This window comes from Pseudooceanicola aquaeponti (genome assembly GCF_050897975.1).
Classification (GTDB): Bacteria; Pseudomonadota; Alphaproteobacteria; order Rhodobacterales; family Rhodobacteraceae; genus Pseudooceanicola.
Genome location: NZ_JBPAXY010000005.1, coordinates 97747 through 120724 on the forward strand (window position 1 = coordinate 97747; position 22978 = coordinate 120724).

The following is a 22978-nucleotide window of genomic DNA, read 5'->3' on the forward strand; positions in this document are numbered from 1 at the left end:
GCGTCAATCCTGTCTCCCGGCCCTGGGGCCTCTGCGCGCGGAATCGCCTCTGCGCCCCTTGCCGGGCGAGGCGATATGGCCCCGTCCCAGAGGGGGATGCAAGCGACAACGCCGGGGAAAATCCCCGGCGTTGTCTGTCATTTCGTGTCAGATGGGGCGTCTGGCGACGCCACCGCGCATCGGGCGCCGCCCCGCGGCATCGCGGGCCAGCCCCCTCTTGCCGCGCGTTTCCCGGGCGCGGCAGGCGCGGCTCAATCGTCGCGGTGCACCTTCTCGCGGCGCTCGTGACGTTCCTGGGCCTCCAGGCTCATCGTGGCGATCGGCCGGGCGTCGAGACGCTTCAGGCTGATCGGCTCACCGGTCACTTCGCAGTAACCGTATTCACCTTCGTCGATCCGGCGCAGGGCACTGTCGATCTTGGCCACCAGCTTGCGCTGGCGATCCCGGGTGCGCAGTTCCAATGCGCGGTCGGTCTCTTCGCTGGCGCGGTCGGCAATATCGGGGATATTGCGCGTGCTGTCTTTCATGCCCTCAATGGTATCACGGCTGTCAGAAAGGATTTCCTCCTTCCAGGCCAGCAACTTGCGACGAAAATACTCTGTCTGCCGGTCGTTCATGAACGGCTCGTCCTCGGCGGGACGATAATCGTCTTCTAGGAAAGTTTCTGCTTTCATCAGCGGCTCCCGAACTCGTCCTTTGCCCGCGATCGAGACAGCCGTCCCGGGCGGCAGGATCCCCTGCGCAGGGCCTTAACGCCTCCGGTCCCCCTTGTCACGACATATTCCCGCCCAACAGACGCCATTCGGCATCGTTCGGACCAGGAAACCAAGGCAGATGCAGGGCCCGGCCCCGGTGCAATCGAAAGGCGAAATAGTCCCGTTTTCAGGGTATTATCCCCAAATAGGGGGGTATTTTCACCCTTGCTGCGCGGCGCGCACCCGGGGGGATGCGGCGAAATCCCCCGCCTGGGCGAAGGGCGACCTTCGCCCAAGGACTGAGAATTTGCTCAAATTCCATGCTTAACGCTGTCTTGCGCGCCTCTGGCCAGCTCTGCCCCCTGCCCGTCATCTGCGCCCCCTGCCCTCCGTCTCCGGCCCAGACGCCCGATATCGCCCCCCGCCCCCGGGGCAGTCTTGCCAAGCGCGCCCGCGCCTTTTACCCCATCAGGGCAGACAGGCAGGAGGAGGGCCGCATGAACGCGCGTTTCGAAGGCACGGCGGATTACGTCGCAACCGAGGATCTGACCGTGGCGGTCAATGCCGCGATCACCTTGCAGCGGCCCCTGCTGGTCAAGGGCGAGCCGGGCACCGGCAAGACCGAACTGGCCCGCCAGGTGGCGCAAAGCCTGGGCGCGCCGATGATTGAATGGAACATCAAATCCACGACCAAGGCGCAGCAGGGTCTTTACGAATACGACGCCGTCAGCCGCCTGCGCGACAGCCAGCTGGGCGAGGAACGCGTCCATGACGTCAAGAACTACATCCGCCAGGGCAAGCTGTGGCAGGCCTTCACCGCGCCCGAACGCGTGGTGCTGCTGATCGACGAGGTCGACAAGGCGGATATCGAGTTCCCCAACGACCTGTTGCAGGAACTCGACAAGATGGAGTTCCACGTCTACGAGACCGGCGAGACGATCCGCGCCGAGAACCGGCCCATCGTCATCATCACCTCGAACAATGAGAAGGAACTGCCCGACGCCTTCCTGCGCCGCTGCTTCTTCCACTACATCCGTTTCCCCGACATGGAGACGATGAAGAAGATCGTCGAGGTGCATCACCCGGGTATCAAGGGCGACCTGTTGACCGCCGCGCTGACCCAGTTCTTTGAGCTGCGCGAGATGCAGGGATTGAAGAAAAAGCCCTCCACCTCCGAGGTGCTGGACTGGCTGAAGCTGCTTCTGGCCGAGGATCTGACCGCCGAGGATCTGAAGCGCGACGGCGCCAATGCCCTGCCCAAGCTGCACGGCGCCCTGTTGAAGAACGAACAGGATGTGCATCTGTTCGAACGTCTGGCCTTCATGGCGCGCGGCCAGCGCCGCTAAGGCCCCGCCTGCCGCAACCCTGACGCGAACCGTGCATCGGCGCACACCTCTCTGGAGTGTGCGGCCGCCCTGTGCATGGGCACGCAGACCGGGGATTTCTCCATATTTTGCGCAAATTTTGGCTCGCCCGGGCTCTGCGCGCTTGGAGAAAAGATGATTCCTGCCCTAGGCTCTCCCTCCGAGCAGCCGAAGGACTACCTACCCATGATCGAGATCCGACCCGTCGTCGCCGCCGACAAGGACAGCTGGGCCGCGCTTTGGCAGGGCTATCTGGCGTTCTACAAGACAGAGCTGCCCGCCGAGATCTACGATCTGACCTTTGCCCGGCTGCTGGATCCGGCGCGCCCGCAATACGGGCTGCTGGCCCTGGTCGACGGCCAGCCCCTGGGCCTGGTCCATTACCTTTTCCATGCGCACAACTGGATGGCTGCCGACATCTGCTATCTGCAAGACCTCTATGCCGCGCCGGAGGCGCGCGGCACCGGCCTGGGCCGGGCGCTGATCGAGGCAGTGCGCGACCGCGCGAACGAGGCCGGGGCCTCGGGGCTTTACTGGATGACGCAAGAGGATAACCTGACCGCGCAACGCCTCTACGACCGGCTGGCCGAGAAGACCGATTTCATCAAGTACCGGATGGAGCTGACATGAAAATTGCCACCCGCCATCTGAGCCTGCGCCTGATCCGGCGCAGCGCCGCTGCCGCCCTGGTTCTGCCGCTGATGGTCGCCACCTCGGGCTGCATGGCGCCGACGCCGCCCTCGACGCCCACCGTGGCCACGCCACAGGCGCCCAAGGGCAGCGCACCCTCGGGCCGCGCTCCGGCCGCGACCCGGGCCGATACCCGCGGCGTCACCGCCCTGCCCCCGATGAAGGTCTTTTACGGCGAAGGCCCCATGGCCCGGCCCCGCATCGCCAATTCCGATCTGGCGCGCGATTTCCTCGACCTCAGCTTCCGCCTGGAATCGGGCCGCGAAATGCCGGTCTTCACCCGCTTTGAGGGGCCCATTCGCGTTGGCCTGACCGGCAATGTGCCCCCCGGCATGGCGCGCGAGCTGGACAACGTGATCGGCCGGTTGCGTCGTGAGGCGGGGATCGACATCGCCCGCCTGCCCGCCGGTCAGACCGGCAATATCACCATCAACGCCGTGCCCGGCGACCGCATCCGCCGCGAACTGCCCGCCGCCGCCTGTTTCGTGGTGCCCGGCATCTCGCGCCTGTCGGAATACCGCAATGCCCGCCGCAGCGACCGCACCGACTGGACCCGCCTGAAAGAGCGCGAGCAGATCGCCATCTTCGTCCCCTCGGACGCGGCGCCGCAGGAAATGCGCGACTGCCTGCACGAAGAGCTGGCGCAATCCTTGGGCCCGCTGAACGACCTTTACCGGCTGGCCGACAGCACCTTCAACGACGACAATATCCAGTCGGTGCTGACCGGCTATGACATGATGATCCTGCGCATCACCTATGCGCCCGAGCTGCATTCGGGGATGACGCGCAAGGCCGTGGCGGCCCGGCTGCCCGGCGTGTTGGCGCGGCTGAACCCCAATGGCGGCTTCGTGCCGCCGCGCGCCATGGCCCAGACGCCCACCGAGTGGATCCGCGCCGTGGCCCAGGCCCTGGGCCCCGAGGGTTCGCCCGCCACGCGGCTGCGCGGCGCCGAACGTGCCGTGGCCATCGCCCAGTCCCAGGGCTGGAACGATCACCGCACCGCCTTTGCCTATTACGTGCTGGGCCGGCTGCTGCAAATCCGCGACCCGGAACGGGCCGAGGCAGCGCTGGCGCGCGCCAATGCGCTGTTTGCCCAGCATCCCGAAACCCGCATCCACGCCGCCCATACCGCCGTGCAGCTGGCCGCCCATGCCATCGCGCGCGGCGACAGCGCCCGCGCCCTCAGCCTGCTGTCAGGCCAGGACGACGTGGCGATCCGCTATCAGAACGCCGTGCTGCTGGCCAATATCAAGATGCTGCGCGCCGAAGCCCAGGACATGGCCGGCCAGCACAGCGCGGCCCGCGCCACCCGGCTGGACTCTCTGGGCTGGGCGCGCTACGGCTTCGGCCCGGATGCGGCGGTCGAGGCCCGGCTGCGCGACGTGGCCGCCCTGGCCCCGCGCGGCGGCTGATCGCCCAGCCGGTCATCCAGGCGGAGGGTCGGATCGTCGGCCAGGAGGGGACAGATGTTCGTCATCGCAGGTATCATCATCGGCGCCATCTTCGGCGCCTTGCGCGCCAAGCGCCGCGGCGGCAACGGCAAGGACATGTTCCAATACGGCGCCACCCATGCCATCCTCTTTGCGCTGATCGGGCTGTTCGTCACGCTTTTCGTGCATCGCGCCATGATCTAGGCGCGCGCGCCCCGGGCCGCGCGGCCCGACCCCTGACGCGGGATTCCATCCGGGAGGAGACCAGATGTTCATTCCCTTCTTCGAGGCCCTGCGAAAGCACGCGGTGCCGGTTTCGCTGCGCGAATACCTGACCTTTCTCGAGGCGCTGAAGGCCGGTCTGGTGACCTATGACCCCGAGGGGTTCTATTACCTGGCCCGCGCCGCCATGGTGAAGGACGAGCGCAATATCGACCGCTTCGACCAGGCCTTCGCCGCCGCCTTCTCGGGGCTGGAAGAGATCAGCTTTGACCAGGTGATGGAGGCGGTCGAGATCCCCGAAGAGTGGCTGCGCTCGATGGCCGAAAAGCACCTGAGCGAGGAAGAGAAGGCGCAGATCGAGGCCCTGGGCGGCTTCGAGAAGCTGATGGAGACGCTGAAGAAGCGGCTTGAGGAGCAAAAAGAGCGCCACCAGGGCGGCAACAAGTGGATCGGCACGGGCGGCACCTCGCCCTTCGGCGCCGATGGCTACAACCCCGAGGGGGTGCGCATCGGCCAGAAGGAAAGCCGCCACCGCCGCGCGGTGAAGGTCTGGGACAAGCGCGAGTTCCGCGATTTCGACGACCAGCAGGAATTGGGCACCCGCAACATCAAGGTCGCCCTGAAACGGCTGCGCAAATGGGCCCGCGACGGCGCGCACGAGGAACTGGACCTCGACGGCACGATCCGCGCCACCGCCGAGCATGGCTATCTCGACGTAAAGACCCGCCCCGAGCGCCGCAATGCCGTCAAGGTGCTGCTGTTCCTCGACGTGGGCGGCTCGATGGACGACCACATCAAGGTGGTGGAAGAGCTGTTTTCGGCCGCCCGCGCCGAGTTCAAGCATCTGGAACACTACTACTTCCACAACTGCCTTTACGAAGGGGTCTGGCGCAACAACGCGCGGCGCTGGACCGAACAGACCCCTACCCAGGAGGTGCTGCGCACCTATGGGTCGGACTACAAATGCATCTTCGTCGGCGACGCCTCGATGTCGCCCTACGAGATCGCCTATCCCGGCGGCGCGAATGAACATTGGAACCCCGAGGCGGGGCAGGTCTGGCTGCAACGCGCCCGCGAGGCCTGGCCGGATCACCTGTGGATCAACCCGGTCCCCGAGGCCTATTGGGGCTATACCCATTCCATCGGCCTGATCCGCGAAATCTTCGAAGACCGCATGGTGCCGATGACCCTGGAAGGGCTGGACCGGGGGATGCGAGAGCTGGTGCGCTGACCCGGAACCCCGGGCGCCGCCGCGACGTTGGGTCCCCAAGACCCAATGCCAAAGGAGGTTCCCATGATCCGCAAGACCGCATCCGCCCGCTGGACCGGCACCATCAAAGAGGGCCAGGGCCATATCTCGACCCAGTCCGGGGCGCTGTCGGATCAGCCCTACGGTTTCAACACCCGCTTCGAGGACGCCCCCGGCACCAACCCCGAGGAACTGATCGGCGCCGCCCATGCGGGCTGTTTCACCATGGCGCTGTCCAAGGTGCTGGAAGAGGCCGGGATGATCGCCGAAGAGCTGTCGACCAAGGCCACCGTGAAGATGGAGAAGGACGAGGCCGGGTTCACCATCACCGCGGTCGACCTGCATCTGACCGCGAAGATCCCCGGCGCCGATGAAGAGGCCTTCTTTGCCGCCGCCAAGACCGCCAAGGAAACCTGCCCCGTGTCGCGCCTGCTGGCGGCGGCCGAGATCACCCTGGATGCCGAGCTGGTCTGACAGGCCCGCCGCGTCCGGCAAAGCACGACCCAGGGGGCGCGGCGCGGGACGCGCCCCTTTTGCCTGCCCCGGTCGGTAGCGCGTTTGCTGCGCCCCGGCGGCGCACACGGCCCCGTGATCGCGCCCCGGGCCGAGGCCCTCTCGACCTTCCGCGCCGGATCGGCTTAGCTGCGGGCGGAGGATCGCCCATGTCTTTACTTGTCCAGCTTTGGCGGCGTCACCCGCTGGCCTGCCTCGGCTTCCTCGCCGGGCTGGTCCTGACCCTTGTCTTCCTGATCCGCCTGGCGCTGTTCACCTTCTACTGGGCCGATCCCGATCACCGCCGCCTGGTGCCGCAGGGCTGGATGACCCCGGGCTATGTCGCCCATTCCTGGCAGCTGCCGGTCGAGGAAGTGGCGGCCCAGCTGGGGCTGACGACCCGCCCGGACGGCAAGCCCCCCACCCTGGCCGAGATCGCCCGCGACCGGGGCGAGGACGAAGCCCTGTTGCTGGCCCGGCTGTCCGCCTGGCTGGACGCACAGGCCCCCGCCCCCTCTCATGATGCCCCCGCCTCCGACGCCCCCGCGCGGGCCGCTGATCCATGACCGACTGGCTGATCGCCGCCCTGGTCGACTGGGGCCTGCCGCTATTGGGGATCGGGACCTTCCTGTCCTGCCTTGCCCTGCCGATCCCCTCGTCGCTGATGATGCTTTCGGCGGGCGGTTTCGCCGCCTCGGGCGATCTGGAACTGACCGGGGTGATCCTGGCCGCCTATCTGGGCGCCGTGGCGGGGGATCAGGCGGGCTATCAACTGGCGCGGGCCGCCTATGGGCGAATCTCGACCCGGCTGACGGGGCGGCGCAAGACCGCGCTGGCCCTGGCCCGGGCGCAGCATTTCTTGGATCAGCGCGGGGTGGTGGCGGTCTTCCTGTCGCGCTGGCTGGTCTCGCCCCTAGGGCCTTACGTGAACTTCGCCGCCGGGGCCGCCCGGATGCGGCGCGGCGCTTTCACCCTGGGCAGCGTCACCGGCGAGGGGGTCTGGGTCGCGGCCTATGTGGGGCTGGGCTACAGTTTCGCGGCGTCCATCGCCACCCTGGCCGAACTGGCCTCGGACCTGACCGGGATCCTGGCAGGGCTGGTACTGATGGGCGCCATGGCGCTCTGGATGCGCCGCAGCCTGCGTCGCGCCCGGGCCCGCGCCGCCGACCCAGAGGGCGCCCCCCATGACGGTGGCGCGCTGCCGCGCAGCGGGCCGGAATGATGCGCGCGCCCAACTCTTGCCCCGACCCTTGCTCCCGGCCCGGCCCGCATCCATATCGGTGACATGCTGAAACTCACCCCGATCCTGTTGGCCCTGCTCTATGGCCTCATCACCTGGCGCTTCTCCGCCTGGCGACTGAAGGCGCAGCTGGATCAGCGCTCGGCCGAACTGGCCGAACCGGGGCTGAAACGGCAGATGGAGGCGCTGGCCCGGGCGCTGGATCTGCCGCGCATCAAGGTGCATCTCTACGACATCCCGGCGATCAACGGGCTGGCGGCGCCCGATGGGCGGATCTTCCTGACCCGCGGCTTCCTTGAGGCCTACCGTGCGGGGCGCGTGACGGCCGAGGAACTGGCCTCGGTCATCGCCCATGAGCTGGGCCATGTGGCCCTGGGCCATTCCCGGCGGCGGATGATCGACTTCTCGGGGCAGAATGCCCTGCGCATCGGCCTGGCCCAGGTGCTGGGGCGCTTCGTCCCGGGCCTGGGGCCGCTGATCGCCAATACCGCCATGTCCCTGCTGGCCGCGCGGCTGTCGCGGCAGGACGAATACGAGGCCGACGCCTATGCGGCGGCCCTGCTGACCAAGGCGGGCATCGGCACCGGCCCCCAGGTGGCCCTGCTGGAAAAGCTGGAACATCTGACCGGCTCGATGGGCGCGGGCCGCCCCGCCTGGCTGATGAGCCACCCCAAGACCCCCGAACGCGTCGCGGCCATCCGGGCCCTCGACGCGCGCTGGACCGGCGCCTGACCCTCCTCCCCGAGGCGCCCAGAAAGGACCCCTGATGAAATACTCCCTCCTCGATCTCGCCCCCATCCCCGAAGGCAGCGATGCCGCCCAGGCGATCGCCAATTCCGTGACGCTTGCCCGGCGCGCCGAAGAGCTGGGCTATCACCGCCACTGGCTGGCCGAGCACCACAACATGCCCGGCATCGCATCCTCGGCAACGGCGGTGATGATCGGCCATATCGCCGGGGCCACGAAACGGATCCGCGTCGGCGCGGGCGGGATCATGCTGCCAAACCATTCGCCCCTGACCGTGGCCGAACAATTCGGCACCCTGGCGACGATCTATCCGAACCGCATCGACCTGGGCCTGGGCCGGGCGCCGGGGACGGATATGGCCACCGCGCGGGCGCTGCGCCGCCATATGTCGGGCGAGGATCACTTCCCCCGCGACGTGGGCGAGCTGCTGGCCTACCTGGGCGATCCGGTCGAGGGCCAGACCCTGCACGCCATCCCCGGCGAAGGCACCCATGTGCCGATCTGGATCCTGGGCTCGTCCCTCTATGGCGCGCAGCTGGCCGCCCAGGCCGGGCTGCCCTATGCCTTCGCCTCGCATTTCGCCCCCGATGCGCTGGACCAGGCGGTCGAGATCTACCGCGCCCATTTCCAGCCGTCGCAATGGCTCGACCGGCCCTATTTCATGCTGGCCATGAACATCTTCGCGGCCGAGACCGAAGCCGAGGCGATCCGGCTGAAAACCTCGATGCAGCAGACCTTCGCCAAGCTGCGCACCGGCAACCCCGGCAAGCTGTCACGCCCGGTAGACCGGATCGAGGATCACATCGCCCCCGCCCTTCTGGCCCAGGTCGAACGGGCCTTCCGCGTCACCGCCCTGGGCACGCCCGAGATGGTGCGCCGCCAGTTGGCCGATTTCATCGAGACCTACCAGCCCGACGAGATCATCGCCGCCGCCCAGATCCACGACCCGGCGGCCCGGATCCGCAGCTATGAGATCGCGGCAGAGCAGCTGAAGGCCCTCGGCGCCGAGCCCAGCTGAGAGGGCGGAGGGGGGCCTTGCCCCCCGCCTTCGGCTCCCCCCAGAGTACTTTCGGCCCAGTGAAAGAGCGAGCCGCGCCCGGCCCCGGGCGGGCGGTCCGCCGCGGCAGCGTCCCGCCTGCTCTTTCACTGGGCCCCAAATACTCCCCGCCGGAGGCATCCTCCGCAGGAGGATACCCCCCTAGAGCAGTCGTTCCAGCGCTTTCCCCGTGCGCGGCAGGCGCGCCTTGCGCATCAGGGCGCGCATCGTCCAGTCCTCGCCCGACAGACGTCGGGCGGTGGCCAGCACCTCGGCGCCGAGGCCGCGCATCGCCTCGGGCGCGCTGTCGCAGAACCCTTGCAGCAGCGCGTCGGGGTCGGCGCGGCTGAGGCCCTCTTCGGCCAGGATGTGGCGGGGGAAATCCTTGGCATTGGCGGTGACAATGGCATCGGCAGAGCTGGAGACCGCCAGGGCCAGCACATGCAGGTCGCCCGGATCTGGCAGCCAGAGCCGATCCTCGATCCCGGGCCGGGTCTTCTGGCAGGCGCCGGGAAAGGCCGCCTGGGCCAGGGCGATCTCGCCGCGCGCCTGGGCCTCGACCTCGGCGCCGAACTTTCGGCCCGTCAGGGCCCATTCCTCCAGCAGCCGGTCGGACCAGATGGGCTGATACAGGCCGGCGCGCGCCGCCCCCAGAAGCATTTCGCGCATCACCGTGGGATACAGCACGCAGGCGTCCAGGACCGCCTTCATAGCCGGAAGAATAGCGCCTTGAGGTAGCCGCTTTCGGCCAGCTGCGGGTGCATCGGGTGGTCCGGCCCGGCATAGCCGGTGTGGATCAGCGCCGCGTCGCGCCCCGCGCGGCCGATGCCGCGAATCGAGGCGGTGCGGAATTTCGACAGATCGGCGGCATGAGAGCAGGAGCAGAGCCCCAGGAAGCCGCCCTCGGCCACCAGCGGCGCGGCCAGGCGGGCGACCCGCTCATAGGCGCGCAGCCCCGCTTCCAGCGCCGGTTTTGACGGTGCGAAGGCCGGCGGGTCGCAGATCACCACGTCGAACTGGGCGCCCTCGGCGGCCAGGGCTTCGAGCTGGGCGAAGGCATCGCCCTTACGGGTGGTGAAACGATCCCCCGCGCCCATGGCGGCGGCGCCCTGGGTGGCCAGCTCCAGCGCCGGGGCCGAGCCATCAACCGCCACGGCGCTGGCAGCGCCCCCTGCCAGGCAGGCCAGGCCAAAGCCGCCCACATGGCTGAAGACATCCAGCACCCGCGCCCCCTGCGACAGCCGCGCCGCAAAGGCGTGGTTCGGGCGCTGGTCGTAGAACAGACCCGTTTTCTGGCCCCCGGTCACATCGGCCATATAGGTGGCGCCGTTCATCTGCACCGGCACCGGGGCCTGCGGCGCCGCGCCCGCCAGAACGGCCGAGACATCGTCCAGCCCTTCCAGCCCGCGCGCGCGGCCAGAGGCGCTTTTCAGCACGTTGGTCACCCCGGTGACCGCCACCAGCGCCTCGGTCAGCGCGTCGAGCCGGGCATCGGCCCAGGCGGCATTGGGCTGCACCACCGCCGTGTCGCCGAAACGGTCAATGATCACGCCGGGCAGCCCGTCGGCCTCGGCATGGATCAGCCGGTAGAAGGGCGCATCGAAAAGCCGTTCGCGCAGCGCCAGGGCCCGGGTCAGACGGGCGGCGAACCAGGGGCGATCGGGGCCGCCCTCGGGCATCTCGGCCTGGGCGCTGTCCAGCACCCGGCCAAAGATCCGGCTCTCGGGGTTCACCGCCACCAGCGCCAGGGGCGCACGCTCGGCATCCTCCAGCAGGGCCACGGCACCGGGCGCCAGGGCCTTGGTGCGCCGGTCGGTGACCAGCTCGTTGGAATAGACCCAGGGAAAGCCGTGCCGGATCTTGCGGGCATCGGTTTTCGGCTTCAGGCGGATCGTCGGAAAAAGAGAGGAGGATGGCTGCATGGCCACCCTCCTATAGTCTTCCCCGTGTCTGGGGAAGTCGGGAACGACAGAATGTCGCCTCGGACACGCGACCCCGGCCTCTGCGGCCTGGTCGCGCGAATTCTGCTGCGGGAAGAGGGGCCAGGTTGCTGGCCGCCAGTCGGGGCGGGGCGCAGGCCCGGGCCCCCTGCCCCGGCCTCGGCCCGATGCCGAAATTTCTCTACCCTGTGGCGGCTTTATGCGCCGGTGCTTTTCGCAATACCGGTTTTGCATGGGAAACAGGGCAGGAATGGGGCAAGCTGGGGGCAGAGAGAGGGAGTTGTGTACAGGCACGTAGCGCCCGGGCCGCCGATGACAGGCGGAATCCCCTTCGCCCCCGGCAAGCGGGCTGGAATTCCCGGATGTTAGCGCTAAACTGCCCGCGACAGAGTTCCTTCCGACTCATGCGCCCCGCCTGTCCTCCGGTGGGGCCCCGGACGACGCCAAAGCGGAGACCCCAGCCATGTCCCTCAACCAGACCATCGCCGATGTGACCGACCGGATCATCGAACGTTCCCGCGACCGGCGCGAGACCTATCTCGACCGGATCGGACGGGCGGCAGAGGCGGGGCCGGTGCGCGCCCACCTGACCTGCGGCAACCAGGCCCACGCCTATGCGGGGGTGCCGCTGGACCAGGCGGCGCTGGCCGGGGGGCGGGCCGCCAATATCGGGATCATCAGCGCCTATAACGACATGCTGTCGGCGCATCAGCCCTTCGAGAAATTCCCCGAACTGATCCGCGCCTCGGCCCGGGCCAAGGGCGCCACGGCCCAGGTGGCGGGCGGCGTGCCCGCCATGTGCGACGGGGTGACCCAGGGCCAGCCGGGGATGGAGCTGTCGCTGTTTTCCCGTGACGTGATCGCCATGGCCGCGGGGATCGGGTTGTCGCACAACTGTTTCGACGCCGCCCTTTACCTCGGCGTCTGCGACAAGATCGTGCCGGGGCTGGTGATGGCCGCGGCCACCTTCGGCCATATCCCGGCGATCTTCCTGCCTGCCGGGCCGATGCCCTCGGGCCTGCCCAATGACGAGAAGGCCAAGGTCCGTCAGCAATTCGCCACCGGCGAAGTGGGCCGGGACAAGCTGATGGAGGCGGAAATGGCCTCTTACCATTCGCCCGGCACCTGCACCTTCTACGGCACCGCGAACTCCAACCAGATGCTGATGGAGTTCATGGGGCTGCACCTGCCCGGCGCCTCCTTCGTGAACCCGAACACGCCGCTGCGCGACGCGCTGACCGTGGCGGGCACCGAACGCGCGCTGGAGATCACGGCCCTTGGCAATGACTATCGCCCCGCCGCCGAGGTGCTGGACGAAAAGGCCTTCGTCAACGGCATCGTCGGGCTGATGGCCACCGGCGGGTCCACCAATCTGGTGCTGCACATGCCCGCCATGGCGCGCGCCGCGGGGATCGAACTGGCGCCCGAGGATTTCGACGCGATCTCGGCGGTCACGCCCCTGCTGGCCAAGGTCTACCCGAACGGGCTGGCGGACGTGAACCACTTCCACGCGGCGGGCGGCCTGGGCTATCTGATCGACCAGTTGCTGACCGAAGGCCTGCTGCATGACGACACCAAGACGGTGGCGGGCGACGGTCTGGCGCTTTACACCCGCGAGCCGCAGATCGGCGCCGATGGCCGCCTGACCTATTCCGAGGGCGCGCGGAAGTCCGAGAACGACAAGATCGTCCGCCCCGCCTCGGACCCTTTCCAGAAATCCGGCGGGCTGAAGTCCCTCTCCGGTCCCCTGGGCACGGCGATCATGAAGGTCTCTGCCGTGGCCCCCGAACGCCATGTGATCACCGCGCCGGTGCGCATCTTCCACGACCAGAACGACGTCAAGGCCGCGTTCAAGCGGGACGAGTTCACCTCTGACACCATCGTGGTGGTCCGCTTCCAGGGGCCGCGCGCCAACGGGATGCCCGAGCTGCATTCCCTGACCCCGACCCTGGCGGTGTTGCAGGACCGGGGCCTGAAGGTGGCGCTCTTGACCGATGGCCGGATGTCGGGCGCGAGCGGCAAGGTGCCCGCCGCCATCCACCTGAGCCCCGAGGCCGCCGACGGTGGCTGGATCGCGCGGCTTCAGGACGGCGACGTGGTGACGCTGGACGCGGTGCAGGGCACCATCACCGTCGAGGCGGATCTGGAAAGCCGCACCCCCGTCACCCCTGATCTGTCGGCCAATAGCTTCGGCATCGGTCGCGAACTGTTCGAAACCTTCCGCCAAAACGCCTCGCCTGCCCGCGACGGCGCCTCCAACGTGGTCTGAGGAGATGCCCATGACCCCCGAAACCGCCTCTGCCGAGGCCCGCAAGATCTGTGAACTGGCCCCCGTGGTCCCGGTGCTGGTGGTCCATGACCTGGCCCATGCCCGCCCCCTGGCCGAGGCCCTGGTGGCCGGGGGCCTGCCCGCGCTGGAGGTGACCCTGCGCACCCCCGTGGCCCTCGACGTGATCGCCGAGATGGCCAAGGTCGAAGGCGGCGTGGTGGGCGCAGGCTCGATCCTGACGCCCGAGCATGTGACCCAGGTGATCGCGGCAGGCGCCAAGTTCGGCGTCTCGCCCGGCTCGACCGCCAAGGTGCTGAGCGCCGCCGAAGAGGCCGACCTGCCGATGCTGCCGGGTGCGGCCACCGCCTCGGAGGTCATGGCGCTTCTGGAACGCGGCTACTCGGTGCAGAAATTCTTCCCGGCCGAGATCGCGGGCGGGGCTGCGGCCATCAAGGCCATCGGCGCACCGATCCCGGGCGTGTCCTTCTGCCCCACGGGCGGCGTCTCGCCCAGCAATGCCCAGGACTACCTGTCGCTGAAGAACATCCTCTGCGTCGGCGGCTCCTGGGTGGCGCCCGCGAAACTGGTCGAGGCGGGCGACTGGAAGGCCATCGAAGAGCTGGCCCGCGAGGCCGCCGCCCTGCCGCGCTAAACGCGCGTCGCTCTGAGCGAAAGACGGGCGCCACGGGGCGCCCGTTTTGCCTTGTCCCCGCCGCCTGTCCCGGTGGCCCGGTCAGGATGCCTCCGGCGGGAGTATTTTGGGCCATCGAATGGAAAGGGCGCGGCGCCTCGGAGCGCCCGTCTTGCGATGCGCCCCCCGCCTGTCCCCGGTCGCCCGGTCAGGAGGCCTCTGGCAGAAGCCTGTTTTGCGAGTCCCTGCAAAGGGCGCGGCGCCCCTGCTTTCTCATTGCCGAAAATATCCCGGGGGTGAAGGACGCCCGGCACGGGCGGCCAAGGGGGGCTGGCCCCCCTGGCCCCGCCGCCCCCGGCGCGCGCCCGGTCAGGGTTTCGCCCGGCGCCCCCGCCAGCCGCCGCGCCGCCCGGTGCTGGCGATCCGTGCCAGCCCCTCTTGCAGCAGGGGCGTCATCGGATGGTCGGGCGCCCCCGCCCCGTGACGCGCCAGAAGGGCGCGCAGCGCCGCCCCCTGGTCCTGGCCCTCGGGCAGGCTCAGCGCCCAGTCCATCAGGATAGACCGGCATTCCGCATCGCCCACATGGGCCATCCGGTAGGCCTCGCGGATCAGGGCCTTGGGGTCGATCTCATCGCCTTTCATCTGCGCCCTCCTCCGGCGGTTCCTCGGGCGCGGCCTCGCGGGCCAGCACTTGGGTGATCACCTCGCCCGCCGCCTGGGTGGCTGCGGTAAAGCGCTCTTCCAGCGCGGCCATGTCGGCGGCGCAGGTATCGCGCAGCAGCAGGGCGCGGCCGCCCTCGCCCAGGGTCTCGGGGTCGATGCGATGGTCACTCAGAAGCTTGCCAACCTGGCCGATGCTCCACAGCAGACGATAGGTCTGGGCCAGTTGCACCCGTTCTTCGGGCCGCATCCAGCCGCTGTCCACCGCCAGGCGCAGCCCGTCGGCGATCCAGCCCTCGGGGTCGCCCGCGATCAGCCCGCCCGCCTGAGCCATCAGTTCGATCTCCTGGTTGCGGCCCCAGCCCACCTTCACCTCCCAGGGGGCACCTGCCCCCTTGGCCGCCAGAATGCGCCGTCGCATCTCGGCCACCTCGCGCAGAACCGTCCCCTTGTCGCGCCCCGGCGACAGGATGCCCGACCGGAAGGCCATGACATCCCCCGCCAGCGCCTCGGGGCCCGCGATCACCCGCGCCCGGGTCAGGGCCAGATGTTCCCAGGTCCAGGCGCTATCGCGCTGATAGCTTTCATAGGCGGCCAGCGAGGTGGCCACCGGCCCCTGGTTGCCCGACGGACGCAGCCGCATGTCGACCTCGTAAAGCCGCCCCTGGGACATCGGCGCCGACAGCGCGGTGACCAGCGCCTGGGTCAGCCGGGCGTAATAGACCCGGGCGGGCAGCGGGCGGCGCCCCTCGGACGTCTCTTGCCCCGCCGCGTCGTAGATCACGATCAGGTCGAGATCCGAGCGCGCGTTGAGCCGCCCCGCCCCGAGCGAGCCCATGCCCATGACCACCGCGCCGCGTCCGGGCGGGGGGCCATGGCGACGGGCGAACTCGGCCTGGACCACCGGCCAGAGGGCGCGCAGCACCGCCTCGGCCAGGCCCGCATATTCCGCCCCCGCCTCTTCCGGCGCGATCAGCCCGCGCAGGTGATGCACCCCGATGCGGAAATGCCATTCCTTGGCCCAGCGACGGGCGCTGTCCAGCCGCGCCTCGTAATCGCTTTCATGCTCCAGCACCTGGGCCAGCTCGGCCGACAGGGCCTCGACCCCGGGCCAGGGGGCGAAGAAACCGCCGCCGATCACCGCATCGAAGACCTGCGCATTGCGGCTGAGGTACAGCGCCAGATCCGGCACCGTGCCCGCGATGTCGCAGATCAGGTCGATCAACTGCGGATTGGCCTCGAAAAGCGAGAACAGCTGCACCCCGGCGGGCAGCCCCTTCAGGAAGCCATCGAAGGCCTGAAGCGCCTCTTCGGGCTTGGCCGCCCGACGCAACCCGGCCAGCAGCTGCGGGCGCAGGCGCGAGAAGATCTCGCGCGCCCGGGTCGAGGCCAGGGCCGGGTAGTGCAGCCAGCGTTCCAGCACCGCCTCGTCGAAGCCGCCCTCGTCGGTCTCGGGCCCGTCCGAAGGCGGCGCCTCGGCGCTGGTCTCGGGGGCAAAGAAGGCCTCGGTGATCGCATGGACCGCCTCCAGCCGCTGGGTCAGATCGGCGCGCAGCTCGGGTTCGTCGCGGTCCATCAGGGCAGCCAACCGCGCCAGCCCCTCGCCATTGCCGGGCAGCTTGTGGGTTTGCGCGTCGTTGATCATCTGCACCCGGTGCTCGACCTCGCGATGCGCCACGTAGTGATCGCCCAGGGCGCTGGCCAGCCCGGTGGGCAGCCAGCCTGTGACCGCCAGCCGGTCCAGCGCGGGCACCGTGGCACGGATCCGCAGCGAGGGGTCGCGCCCGCCCGCGATCAGCTGGTGGAACTGGGCGAAGAACTCGATCTCGCGGATGCCGCCCCGGCCCAGCTTCATGTCGTGCCCCGGCAGCACCAGCGGCCCGTGGTAGCCCTTGCTGTCGCGGATCGCCAGGCGCACCGCATGGGCATCCTGAATGGCCGCGTAATCCAGATGCCGCCGCCAGACGAAGGGGCGCAGGGTGGTGATGAACCGCGCGCCGCGTTCCAGATCCCCGGCGGCGGGGCGGGCCTTGATATAGGCCGCGCGTTCCCAGGTGCGCCCGACGCTTTCGTAATAATGCTCCGCCGCCTCCATGCCGACACAGACCGGGGTCACCGCCGGATCGGGGCGCAGCCGCAGGTCGGTGCGAAAGACATAGCCCTCGCCGGTGATCTCGTTCAGCAGCGACGACATCTTGCGCACCGCCCGGATCAGCGCCGGGCGCGCCTCGCGGTGGTCGTCAAAGCGCGCCTCGTCGTAAAGGGCGATCAGGTCGATGTCGGAGGAATAGTTCAGCTCGCCCGCACCCATCTTGCCCATGGCCAGCAGGCTGAGGCCACAGCCGCTGTCCAGATCCTCGGGCCCCATCCCCGGCAGCTTGCCGCGCTTCAGCTCGGCCGCCAGGCCCGCGCGCAGGGCCACGCCGACGCAAAGATCGGCGAAATCGGTCAGGGCGCCGGTCACCTCCATCAGGCGCCAGGCGCCCGCCAGATCGGCCAGGGCCACGATCAGCGCCATGCGCCGCTTGCCCCGGCGCAGCTCGGACCCCAGGGCCGGATCCAGCGGGTCCAGCCCCTGCAACCGTGCCCCTTCCGCCGACAGGGCGGCGCGCGGCGCGGCCAGGGCGCCGGGGAGCCAGTCGGCCTCTTTCGCCATCAGACCCGCCAGATAGGGCGAGCAACCGGCGGTGCCCGCCAGCAGATCGGCCATCTCGGGCCCCAGGTCGGGGAACAGGGCGCGCGCCTCGGCCCCCTTTTCGGGGTCGAAGGGACGGGGGCAGCGGGTGATCGTCAGTTTGTCTTCCATGGCCGGACCGTGCGGCGGGGCGCGCCTCTGGTCAATCCCCGACAGAGCCGCCATGCTGCGCCGAAAAGGAGACCGCCGATGAGCAAGAGCATGAAACGCGTCGCCCGCGCCCTGGAAGAGGCCGGCATCGAAACCCAGATCCAGGAGCTGGGCGAGACCCGCACCGCCGAACAGGCGGCCCAGGCCGCAGGCTGCGCGCTGGACCAGATCGCGAAGTCGATCATCTTTCGCGGCGAGGACAGCGGCGAGGCGATCCTGTTTCTGACTGCGGGCGGGAACAAGGTGGATGCGGCCAAGGCCAGCGCCGTGGCGGGCGAGGCGCTCGGCAAGGCCGATGCCGCCCTGATCCGCGCCCAGACCGGCTTTGCCATCGGCGGGGTCAGCCCGGTCGGGCATCTGAACCCGATCCGCGCCTTTATCGATCCGCGCCTGCTGGAGTTCGACCAGATCTGGGCCGCCGCGGGCACCCCGCGCCATGTCTTTGCCCTGGACGCGCATATCCTGCCCCAGCTGACCGGCGCACAACCCGCTGATTTCACTGAGTAACTCAAGATAATGTAAAATAGTTTCACATAAACCCTTGCAAGGCCCCTCGCAGATGCCAATCTATGCAATGTGAAAGGCATTCACATCCATCCACGAGGAGACACCAATGACCACCGCCACCTACACGCCCCGTCACGACGCGCCGCAACGGCGCAACTGGCTGGGCCGGACCGAGGATTGGCTCGACAGCAAGGGGAAAGGGGCCTGGATCGCCGCGATGGTCCTGGGGTTCATCTTCTTCTGGCCGGTCGGCCTTGCCATCCTGTTCTACATGATCTGGGGAAAACAGATGTTCGCAAAATCCTGCCGCCACAGCCGCACCCGTGACATCCAGGGCCATATGCAGGCGATGCGCCGCTCTGGCTATGCCGCCATGCGCCCCTCGGGCAACAGCGCCTTCGACGCCTACAAGGAAGAGACGCTGCGCCGCCTGGAAGACGAACAGGAACAGTTCGAAGCCTTCCTGGAGCGCCTGCGCGCCGCCAAGGACAAGGCCGAGTTCGACCAGTTCATGGATGAACGCGCCGACCGCGCCCGCGCCGAGCGTGACACCGCCGTGGCCCGTTCGGGCGACGACGACCAGGCGCCGAAACCCTACGCCGAGGTCTGATCCCCGGCCCCGGTGCGGCCCCCTTGCCGGGGGCCGGCCGCCCTTTTCCCCGGCAGGCCCCGGCCGCGCCGGATCCCCCATTGCCGCTTTTGCCCTTTTCCCCTGGCCCCGCGCCGCCCCGGCGCCAAGGCTGAGCAGGACCCCTTTCTTCCAACGGAGCCCCCGATGACCCCCGCCCATCCCCTGCCCGATCCCGACCATGTTCCGGCCCTTTACCAGGGTGTCGCGGTCAAGCGCGGCCTGGCCTGGCTGGTGGACATGGCGCTGATCCTGTTCCTGTCGGCGCTGACGATCCCCTTCACCGCCTTCCTGTCGCTGTTCTTCTTCCCGGCGATGGTGCTTCTGGTGGGGTTCTTCTACCGGCTGTTCACCGTCGCCTCGGGCTCGGCCACCTGGGGGATGCGGCTGTTCGGCATCTCCCTCCGCACCCTCGACGGCGCGCCGCTGTCGGGTCAGGAGGCGCTGTTGCATGTGCTGGGCTACACGGTGTCGCTGGCGATCTCGCCCTTGCAGCTGGTCTCGGCGATCCTGATGTGCGTCACCCCCTACGGCCAGGGCCTGACCGACATGGTGCTGAACACCACCGCGGTGAACGACCCGCGCCGCTGAAGGCCCCGCCTGCCGCCCCGCGCTGCGCCGATTGGGCGCAAGATCCCGCCGAACGGGGGGCTTGGCGCAGGCAAACTTCGTTGCTATCGTCTCGTCAACTGCGGCGCCCGGGTCCCATGCCCCGCGGCGCCGTCCCTGCCTGACCTGCCCCGTCGCCTGTCCGCGCGCGCCCGCGCCGGACGATCGCCAGGGGCCCCACCACCGAGACCCCGTTCCCCGACCGATCTTGCTACATGCGCCACTCGCTTCCGCTCGCCCCCCAGTTCTACGTGACGGCCCCGCAGCCCTGCCCCTATCTTGAGGGCCGGATGGAGCGGAAGCTGTTCACCTCGCTGCAGGGCGACACGGCAGAGCAGTTGAACAACACCCTGTCGAAACAGGGCTTCCGGCGGTCGCAGAACGTGCTTTACCGGCCCTCTTGCGCCGATTGCGCCGCCTGTCTGTCGGCGCGGATCGACGTCGCGGCCTTCACGCCCTCGAAAAGCCAGCGCCGGGTGATGAAGCGCAACGCCAGCCTCGACCGCCGCGCCACCTCGCCCTGGGCCACGGAAGAGCAATACGCCCTGTTCCGCCAGTACCTGGACAGCCGCCACGCCGATGGCGGCATGGCCGACATGGATGTCTTCGAATTCGCGGCGATGATCGAGGAAACCCCGATCCGCTCGCGCGTGGTGGAATATGTCGACGAGACGGGGCTGCGCGCCGCCGCCCTGACCGATGTCCTCGATGACGGGGTGTCGATGGTCTATTCCTTCTACGACCCGACGCTGGAACGCCGCTCGTTGGGAACCTACCTGATCCTCGATCATATCGAGATCGCCCGCCAGGCGGGGCTGCCTTATGTCTACCTGGGCTACTGGGTGCCCGGCTCGCCCAAGATGGGCTACAAGTGCAAGTTCTCGGGGTTGGAGCTGTACCACGGCGGACAGTGGCAGAAGATGCGCCAGCCGTCGGATTACGACAGCACGACCCATCCGCTGAAATCCGATCCGATTGCCGAGCAGGTGGCCAATATCACCCTGCCCGACACCCGCGGCCCGCTGCGCTGATCCGGGCGGCCGCGCCGCAACGCGACTGGACCGCCCCCACGATCCCCACTTCTCAGCTTCGCAGCGCCCGGTTTTCCCCTCCCGACCCGCGGTTCCTGGTCTGTCGGCCCCTTGGGGCCGATGCCTCCGGCGGGAGTATTTTCGGCTGTCAGGTAGCCAAAGACCGCGCGGCTTCATCCGACAGCCAGAAATACTCCGGGGGAGGCGCGGCCCCGCCGCGACGGGGGCAGCGCCCCCTGCCCGCCGCAGCTACGGACCGCCCCGGACGGCAAACGGGCCGCGAAGGACTCCCCTCGCGGCCCGCTCTAGTGTTTCCGGTCGGGCTTACTTGCCCAGCAGGTCCGGCACCACGGTCACGATCTGCGGCACGAACCACAGCAGGGCCAGCCCCAGCACCTGGATCAGCACGAAGGGCACGATCCCGCGGTAGATATGGCCGGTGGTGACGCTCGCCGGGGCCACGCCGCGCAGGTAGAACAGCGCGAAACCGAAGGGCGGTGTCAGGAAGGAGGTTTGCAGGTTCACCGCGATCATGATCGTCACCCATTTGGGATCGAAGGTGCCGCCGTAGATCACGGGGCCGACGATCGGGATGACGATGTAGATGATCTCGAGGAAGTCCAGCACGAAGCCCAGCACGAAGAGCACCAGCATCACGATCAGGAATACCTGGAACTCGCTGTCAAAGCTCTTCAGGAACTGCTGGATATAGTGCTCGCCCCCGAAGGAGATCACCACCAGGTTCAGCAGCTGCGAGCCCACCAGGATAGTGAAGACCATCGAGGTCACCTTCGCCGTTTCCCGCACGATCTTTACCAGCACCGAAGTGCGCAGCAGGACCCAGCCCGAGTAGATCAGGCCGAAGCAGGCGAACATGAAGCAGACGGCGGCGGCGAGATAGGCCAGGTAGCCCTCGATGGCCACCTCGGCCTGGGTGATCCGCAGGTCGAAGTTGGCCCCCAGCAGGATCAGGGCGATCAGCGCGAAGGTGGACCAGGTGATGATCCAGGGATCGCGCCCCTCTTCCTTCAGCTTGCGGAAGGCGGCCAGCAGGATGGCACCGCCCGCACCAAGTGCGGCGGCGGGCGTCGGGTTGGTGATGCCGCCCAGGATCGAGCCCAGCACCGCGACGATCAGCACCAGCGGCGGGAAGACCACGCGGATCAGCTCGTTGGTGGCCAGGCGCGCGGCGGCGTGTTTGCAGGCCCAAAGCGCGACCACCAGCGGGACCGCGATGATCAGCAGGGTGGCCCCCGCGGACATGGCCGGGTGGATGAAGAGCACATCCAGAGCCGCCACGACCAGCAGCGCCAGGCCACCGATCAGCAGCGGGCGCGCATCGTCAGCGGGACGCACACCGCGCGCGGCGGTCAGCACCAGCCCCAGCAGGACAAGGATCGTCGCAATGCCGGTGCCGATCGGCGCGGCCCCTGCGGCCTTGACCGCGATGGCCGCCTGGATTTCCTCGGCGCTCAGCTCGTGGCCCTCTTCCAGCCCGCCCGCGGCCATGATGGCCTCTTGCTGGCTGATGGCGAGGTCCCACTTGGCCTGGCCGTGCAGCTCGATCATCGCCGCCTGGCAGGTTTCCGAGACATTGGTGCGCAGGATCGCGCCCTCACCACCCTGGGCGAAGTTCGACACGGTCAGGTCCTGGCTGCCGACAACGCCCACCTGGGACAGCACCACGGTGCCGACGATCAGGATCGCCGGAACGACGAAGAACCAGGTCAGCGCCTCTTGCCGGGTGATGATGGCGTGCTGGGTATGCTCGCCCGAATGCACGGCGGGGGCGTGTTGCGGCCGCACCAGCGCGTAAAGGAAGGCATAGCCCGCATAGAGGCCCGCCAGCAGGATCCCCGGCAGCATCGCCGCCTGGAAAAGCGTGCCGACCGACACCACCGCCGGGCGGCCCAGATAGGTCAGCGCATCGGTACAGCCGAAGCTTTGCGCCCGGGCTTCCTGCGCAGCCGAGTAGAGATCGCCCGAGAGCGTGCCCAGAAGGACCAGCACGATGGAGGGCGGGATGATCTGCCCCAGGGTGCCCGAGGCGGCGATGACGCCGGTCGAGAGTTCCGGCGAATAGCCGTTGCGCAGCATGGTGGGCAGCGACAGAAGGCCCATGGTCACCACGGTGGCACCGACGATGCCGGTCGAGGCCGCCAGGAAGGCGCCCACGACCACCACCGACACGGCCAGACCGCCCGGCAGCGGCCCGAAGACGCGCGCCATGGTGGTCAGCAGGTCATTGGCGATCTTCGAGCGTTCCAGGGTGATCCCCATCATCACGAACATCAGCACCGCCAGCAGCGTCTCGATCGACTGGCCCGCGAAGACCCGCTCGTTCATCCGGTTCACGATGAAGCTGATGTTGCGGTCCATGGCGACTTCCCAACCGCGCTCGAACACCGGCACGCCCACGGTCGGCAGTTCCGGGTATCGGAAATGCGAGATCATGTCGGGGTGCACACCCGTGGCCGTCAGCGCCCGGTAGGCATCGCTGCCGGTGTCGATGGCCTGGTGGATCAGGATACCGCTGGCATCCAGATAGGCGATGATGGCGAAGGCGAAAAGGCCCGCACCGGGGATCGCGAAGGCCACCGGGAAGCCCGAGAGGATGCCCGCGAAAAGGCTCAGGAATACGATCAGAAGGCCGATCTCGACCCCATCAAGTCCGAATAGCATTGGTCAGGGCT

At 68.6% G+C, this 22978-nt stretch carries 22 protein-coding genes; 16 read left to right on the top strand and 6 right to left on the bottom strand.

Annotated features, from left to right (window positions below):
• Positions 1–251: 251 nt before the first annotated feature.
• Positions 252–674 (bottom strand): RNA polymerase-binding protein DksA, encoded by a 423-nt coding sequence (dksA, locus tag ACRARE_RS12955; RefSeq protein ID WP_010141240.1) that lies wholly within the window; start codon positions 672–674, stop codon positions 252–254.
• A 518-nt stretch (positions 675–1192) separates the two neighbouring features.
• Between dksA and ACRARE_RS12960 the strand changes: the two genes are divergently transcribed.
• The 10 genes from ACRARE_RS12960 (at position 1193) to ACRARE_RS13005 (ending at position 9147) form a co-directional block, all read left to right on the top strand.
• On the top strand, positions 1193–2041 hold the full coding sequence (locus ACRARE_RS12960) for an AAA family ATPase (protein ID WP_222479243.1): 849 nt from the start codon (positions 1193–1195) through the stop codon (positions 2039–2041).
• 204 nt (positions 2042–2245) lie between these two features.
• Positions 2246–2689, top strand: coding sequence for a GNAT family N-acetyltransferase (locus tag ACRARE_RS12965; RefSeq protein WP_432656868.1), 444 nt, complete (start codon positions 2246–2248; stop codon positions 2687–2689).
• Positions 2686–4161, top strand: coding sequence for a DUF2927 domain-containing protein (locus ACRARE_RS12970; RefSeq protein WP_432656869.1), 1476 nt, complete (start codon positions 2686–2688; stop codon positions 4159–4161). The genes ACRARE_RS12965 and ACRARE_RS12970 overlap by 4 nt, the downstream gene beginning before the upstream one ends.
• A 54-nt stretch (positions 4162–4215) precedes the next feature.
• A complete protein-coding gene (locus ACRARE_RS12975; RefSeq protein ID WP_432656870.1) occupies positions 4216–4383 on the top strand; it encodes a hypothetical protein in 168 nt (55 codons plus the stop codon).
• A 64-nt stretch (positions 4384–4447) separates the two neighbouring features.
• On the top strand, positions 4448–5632 hold the full coding sequence (locus tag ACRARE_RS12980) for a vWA domain-containing protein (protein ID WP_432656871.1): 1185 nt from the start codon (positions 4448–4450) through the stop codon (positions 5630–5632).
• A 63-nt stretch (positions 5633–5695) separates the two neighbouring features.
• Positions 5696–6124, top strand: coding sequence for an OsmC family protein (locus tag ACRARE_RS12985; protein WP_432656872.1), 429 nt, complete (start codon positions 5696–5698; stop codon positions 6122–6124).
• 188 nt (positions 6125–6312) lie between these two features.
• Positions 6313–6708, top strand: coding sequence for a hypothetical protein (locus ACRARE_RS12990; protein WP_432656873.1), 396 nt, complete (start codon positions 6313–6315; stop codon positions 6706–6708).
• Positions 6705–7364 carry a DedA family protein gene (locus ACRARE_RS12995; RefSeq protein ID WP_432656874.1) on the top strand — a complete coding sequence of 220 codons (660 nt, stop codon included), beginning with the start codon at positions 6705–6707 and terminating at the stop codon, positions 7362–7364. Before ACRARE_RS12990 ends, ACRARE_RS12995 begins: the two co-directional genes overlap by 4 nt.
• A 63-nt stretch (positions 7365–7427) precedes the next feature.
• Positions 7428–8114, top strand: coding sequence for a M48 family metalloprotease (locus ACRARE_RS13000; protein WP_432656875.1), 687 nt, complete (start codon positions 7428–7430; stop codon positions 8112–8114).
• Between the two features lie 34 nt (positions 8115–8148).
• Positions 8149–9147 (top strand): LLM class flavin-dependent oxidoreductase, encoded by a 999-nt coding sequence (locus ACRARE_RS13005; RefSeq protein WP_432656876.1) that lies wholly within the window; start codon positions 8149–8151, stop codon positions 9145–9147.
• 180 nt (positions 9148–9327) lie between these two features.
• Here ACRARE_RS13005 and ACRARE_RS13010 read toward each other — a convergent pair whose 3' ends face one another.
• Entirely contained in the window at positions 9328–9876 is a 549-nt protein-coding gene (locus ACRARE_RS13010; RefSeq protein WP_432656877.1) for an RSP_2648 family PIN domain-containing protein, read from the bottom strand.
• The gene (locus ACRARE_RS13015; protein WP_432656878.1) at positions 9873–11087 is read right to left on the bottom strand and encodes an RSP_2647 family RNA methyltransferase; all 1215 of its coding nucleotides are present in this window, start codon (positions 11085–11087) and stop codon (positions 9873–9875) included. Before ACRARE_RS13015 ends, ACRARE_RS13010 begins: the two co-directional genes overlap by 4 nt.
• A gap of 481 nt (positions 11088–11568) precedes the next feature.
• On the opposite strand from ACRARE_RS13015, the gene edd reads away from it, so the two are divergent.
• Positions 11569–13374: a phosphogluconate dehydratase gene (edd, locus tag ACRARE_RS13020; protein ID WP_432656879.1), complete on the top strand. Its 1806-nt coding sequence runs from the start codon at positions 11569–11571 to the stop codon at positions 13372–13374.
• Between the two features lie 4 nt (positions 13375–13378).
• On the top strand, positions 13379–14026 hold the full coding sequence (gene eda, locus ACRARE_RS13025; RefSeq protein ID WP_432656880.1) for a bifunctional 4-hydroxy-2-oxoglutarate aldolase/2-dehydro-3-deoxy-phosphogluconate aldolase: 648 nt from the start codon (positions 13379–13381) through the stop codon (positions 14024–14026).
• A 348-nt stretch (positions 14027–14374) separates the two neighbouring features.
• Here the strand turns inward: eda and ACRARE_RS13030 are convergent, their stop codons facing one another.
• Entirely contained in the window at positions 14375–14647 is a 273-nt protein-coding gene (locus ACRARE_RS13030) for a hypothetical protein (protein ID WP_432656881.1), read from the bottom strand.
• Positions 14634–17471 carry a bifunctional [glutamine synthetase] adenylyltransferase/[glutamine synthetase]-adenylyl-L-tyrosine phosphorylase gene (locus tag ACRARE_RS13035; protein ID WP_432656882.1) on the bottom strand — a complete coding sequence of 946 codons (2838 nt, stop codon included), beginning with the start codon at positions 17469–17471 and terminating at the stop codon, positions 14634–14636. Before ACRARE_RS13035 ends, ACRARE_RS13030 begins: the two co-directional genes overlap by 14 nt.
• Before the next feature lie 78 nt (positions 17472–17549).
• Here ACRARE_RS13035 and ACRARE_RS13040 point away from each other — a divergent pair, with 78 nt between their 5' ends.
• The 4 genes from ACRARE_RS13040 (at position 17550) to ACRARE_RS13055 (ending at position 20285) form a co-directional block, all read left to right on the top strand.
• Positions 17550–18017, top strand: coding sequence for a YbaK/EbsC family protein (locus ACRARE_RS13040; RefSeq protein ID WP_432656883.1), 468 nt, complete (start codon positions 17550–17552; stop codon positions 18015–18017).
• A gap of 106 nt (positions 18018–18123) precedes the next feature.
• Positions 18124–18627, top strand: a complete 504-nt coding sequence (locus ACRARE_RS13045) for a DUF2852 domain-containing protein (RefSeq protein WP_432656884.1) — start codon at positions 18124–18126, stop codon at positions 18625–18627.
• Between the two features lie 165 nt (positions 18628–18792).
• The gene (locus ACRARE_RS13050; protein ID WP_432656885.1) at positions 18793–19236 is read left to right on the top strand and encodes an RDD family protein; all 444 of its coding nucleotides are present in this window, start codon (positions 18793–18795) and stop codon (positions 19234–19236) included.
• A gap of 233 nt (positions 19237–19469) precedes the next feature.
• Positions 19470–20285 (top strand): arginyltransferase, encoded by an 816-nt coding sequence (locus ACRARE_RS13055; RefSeq protein ID WP_432656886.1) that lies wholly within the window; start codon positions 19470–19472, stop codon positions 20283–20285.
• A 324-nt stretch (positions 20286–20609) separates the two neighbouring features.
• Here the strand turns inward: ACRARE_RS13055 and ACRARE_RS13060 are convergent, their stop codons facing one another.
• Positions 20610–22967, bottom strand: coding sequence for a TRAP transporter large permease (locus ACRARE_RS13060; protein WP_432656887.1), 2358 nt, complete (start codon positions 22965–22967; stop codon positions 20610–20612).
• Positions 22968–22978 lie beyond the last annotated feature (11 nt).

Excerpts from the sequence above, each read along its gene's own strand:
- dksA (WP_010141240.1), bottom strand. The coding sequence starts at position 674 with ATGAAAGCAGAAACTTTCCTAGAAGACGATTATCGTCCCGCCGAGGAC.
- ACRARE_RS12960 (WP_222479243.1), top strand. The coding sequence starts at position 1,193 with ATGAACGCGCGTTTCGAAGGCACGGCGGATTACGTCGCAACCGAGGAT.
- ACRARE_RS12965 (WP_432656868.1), top strand. The coding sequence starts at position 2,246 with ATGATCGAGATCCGACCCGTCGTCGCCGCCGACAAGGACAGCTGGGCC.
- ACRARE_RS12970 (WP_432656869.1), top strand. The coding sequence starts at position 2,686 with ATGAAAATTGCCACCCGCCATCTGAGCCTGCGCCTGATCCGGCGCAGC.
- ACRARE_RS12975 (WP_432656870.1), top strand. The coding sequence starts at position 4,216 with ATGTTCGTCATCGCAGGTATCATCATCGGCGCCATCTTCGGCGCCTTG.
- ACRARE_RS12980 (WP_432656871.1), top strand. The coding sequence starts at position 4,448 with ATGTTCATTCCCTTCTTCGAGGCCCTGCGAAAGCACGCGGTGCCGGTT.
- ACRARE_RS12985 (WP_432656872.1), top strand. The coding sequence starts at position 5,696 with ATGATCCGCAAGACCGCATCCGCCCGCTGGACCGGCACCATCAAAGAG.
- ACRARE_RS12990 (WP_432656873.1), top strand. The coding sequence starts at position 6,313 with ATGTCTTTACTTGTCCAGCTTTGGCGGCGTCACCCGCTGGCCTGCCTC.
- ACRARE_RS12995 (WP_432656874.1), top strand. The coding sequence starts at position 6,705 with ATGACCGACTGGCTGATCGCCGCCCTGGTCGACTGGGGCCTGCCGCTA.
- ACRARE_RS13000 (WP_432656875.1), top strand. The coding sequence starts at position 7,428 with ATGCTGAAACTCACCCCGATCCTGTTGGCCCTGCTCTATGGCCTCATC.
- ACRARE_RS13005 (WP_432656876.1), top strand. The coding sequence starts at position 8,149 with ATGAAATACTCCCTCCTCGATCTCGCCCCCATCCCCGAAGGCAGCGAT.
- ACRARE_RS13010 (WP_432656877.1), bottom strand. The coding sequence starts at position 9,876 with ATGAAGGCGGTCCTGGACGCCTGCGTGCTGTATCCCACGGTGATGCGC.
- ACRARE_RS13015 (WP_432656878.1), bottom strand. The coding sequence starts at position 11,087 with ATGCAGCCATCCTCCTCTCTTTTTCCGACGATCCGCCTGAAGCCGAAA.
- edd (WP_432656879.1), top strand. The coding sequence starts at position 11,569 with ATGTCCCTCAACCAGACCATCGCCGATGTGACCGACCGGATCATCGAA.
- eda (WP_432656880.1), top strand. The coding sequence starts at position 13,379 with ATGCCCATGACCCCCGAAACCGCCTCTGCCGAGGCCCGCAAGATCTGT.
- ACRARE_RS13030 (WP_432656881.1), bottom strand. The coding sequence starts at position 14,647 with ATGAAAGGCGATGAGATCGACCCCAAGGCCCTGATCCGCGAGGCCTAC.
- ACRARE_RS13035 (WP_432656882.1), bottom strand. The coding sequence starts at position 17,471 with ATGGAAGACAAACTGACGATCACCCGCTGCCCCCGTCCCTTCGACCCC.
- ACRARE_RS13040 (WP_432656883.1), top strand. The coding sequence starts at position 17,550 with ATGAGCAAGAGCATGAAACGCGTCGCCCGCGCCCTGGAAGAGGCCGGC.
- ACRARE_RS13045 (WP_432656884.1), top strand. The coding sequence starts at position 18,124 with ATGACCACCGCCACCTACACGCCCCGTCACGACGCGCCGCAACGGCGC.
- ACRARE_RS13050 (WP_432656885.1), top strand. The coding sequence starts at position 18,793 with ATGACCCCCGCCCATCCCCTGCCCGATCCCGACCATGTTCCGGCCCTT.
- ACRARE_RS13055 (WP_432656886.1), top strand. The coding sequence starts at position 19,470 with ATGCGCCACTCGCTTCCGCTCGCCCCCCAGTTCTACGTGACGGCCCCG.
- ACRARE_RS13060 (WP_432656887.1), bottom strand. The coding sequence starts at position 22,967 with ATGCTATTCGGACTTGATGGGGTCGAGATCGGCCTTCTGATCGTATTC.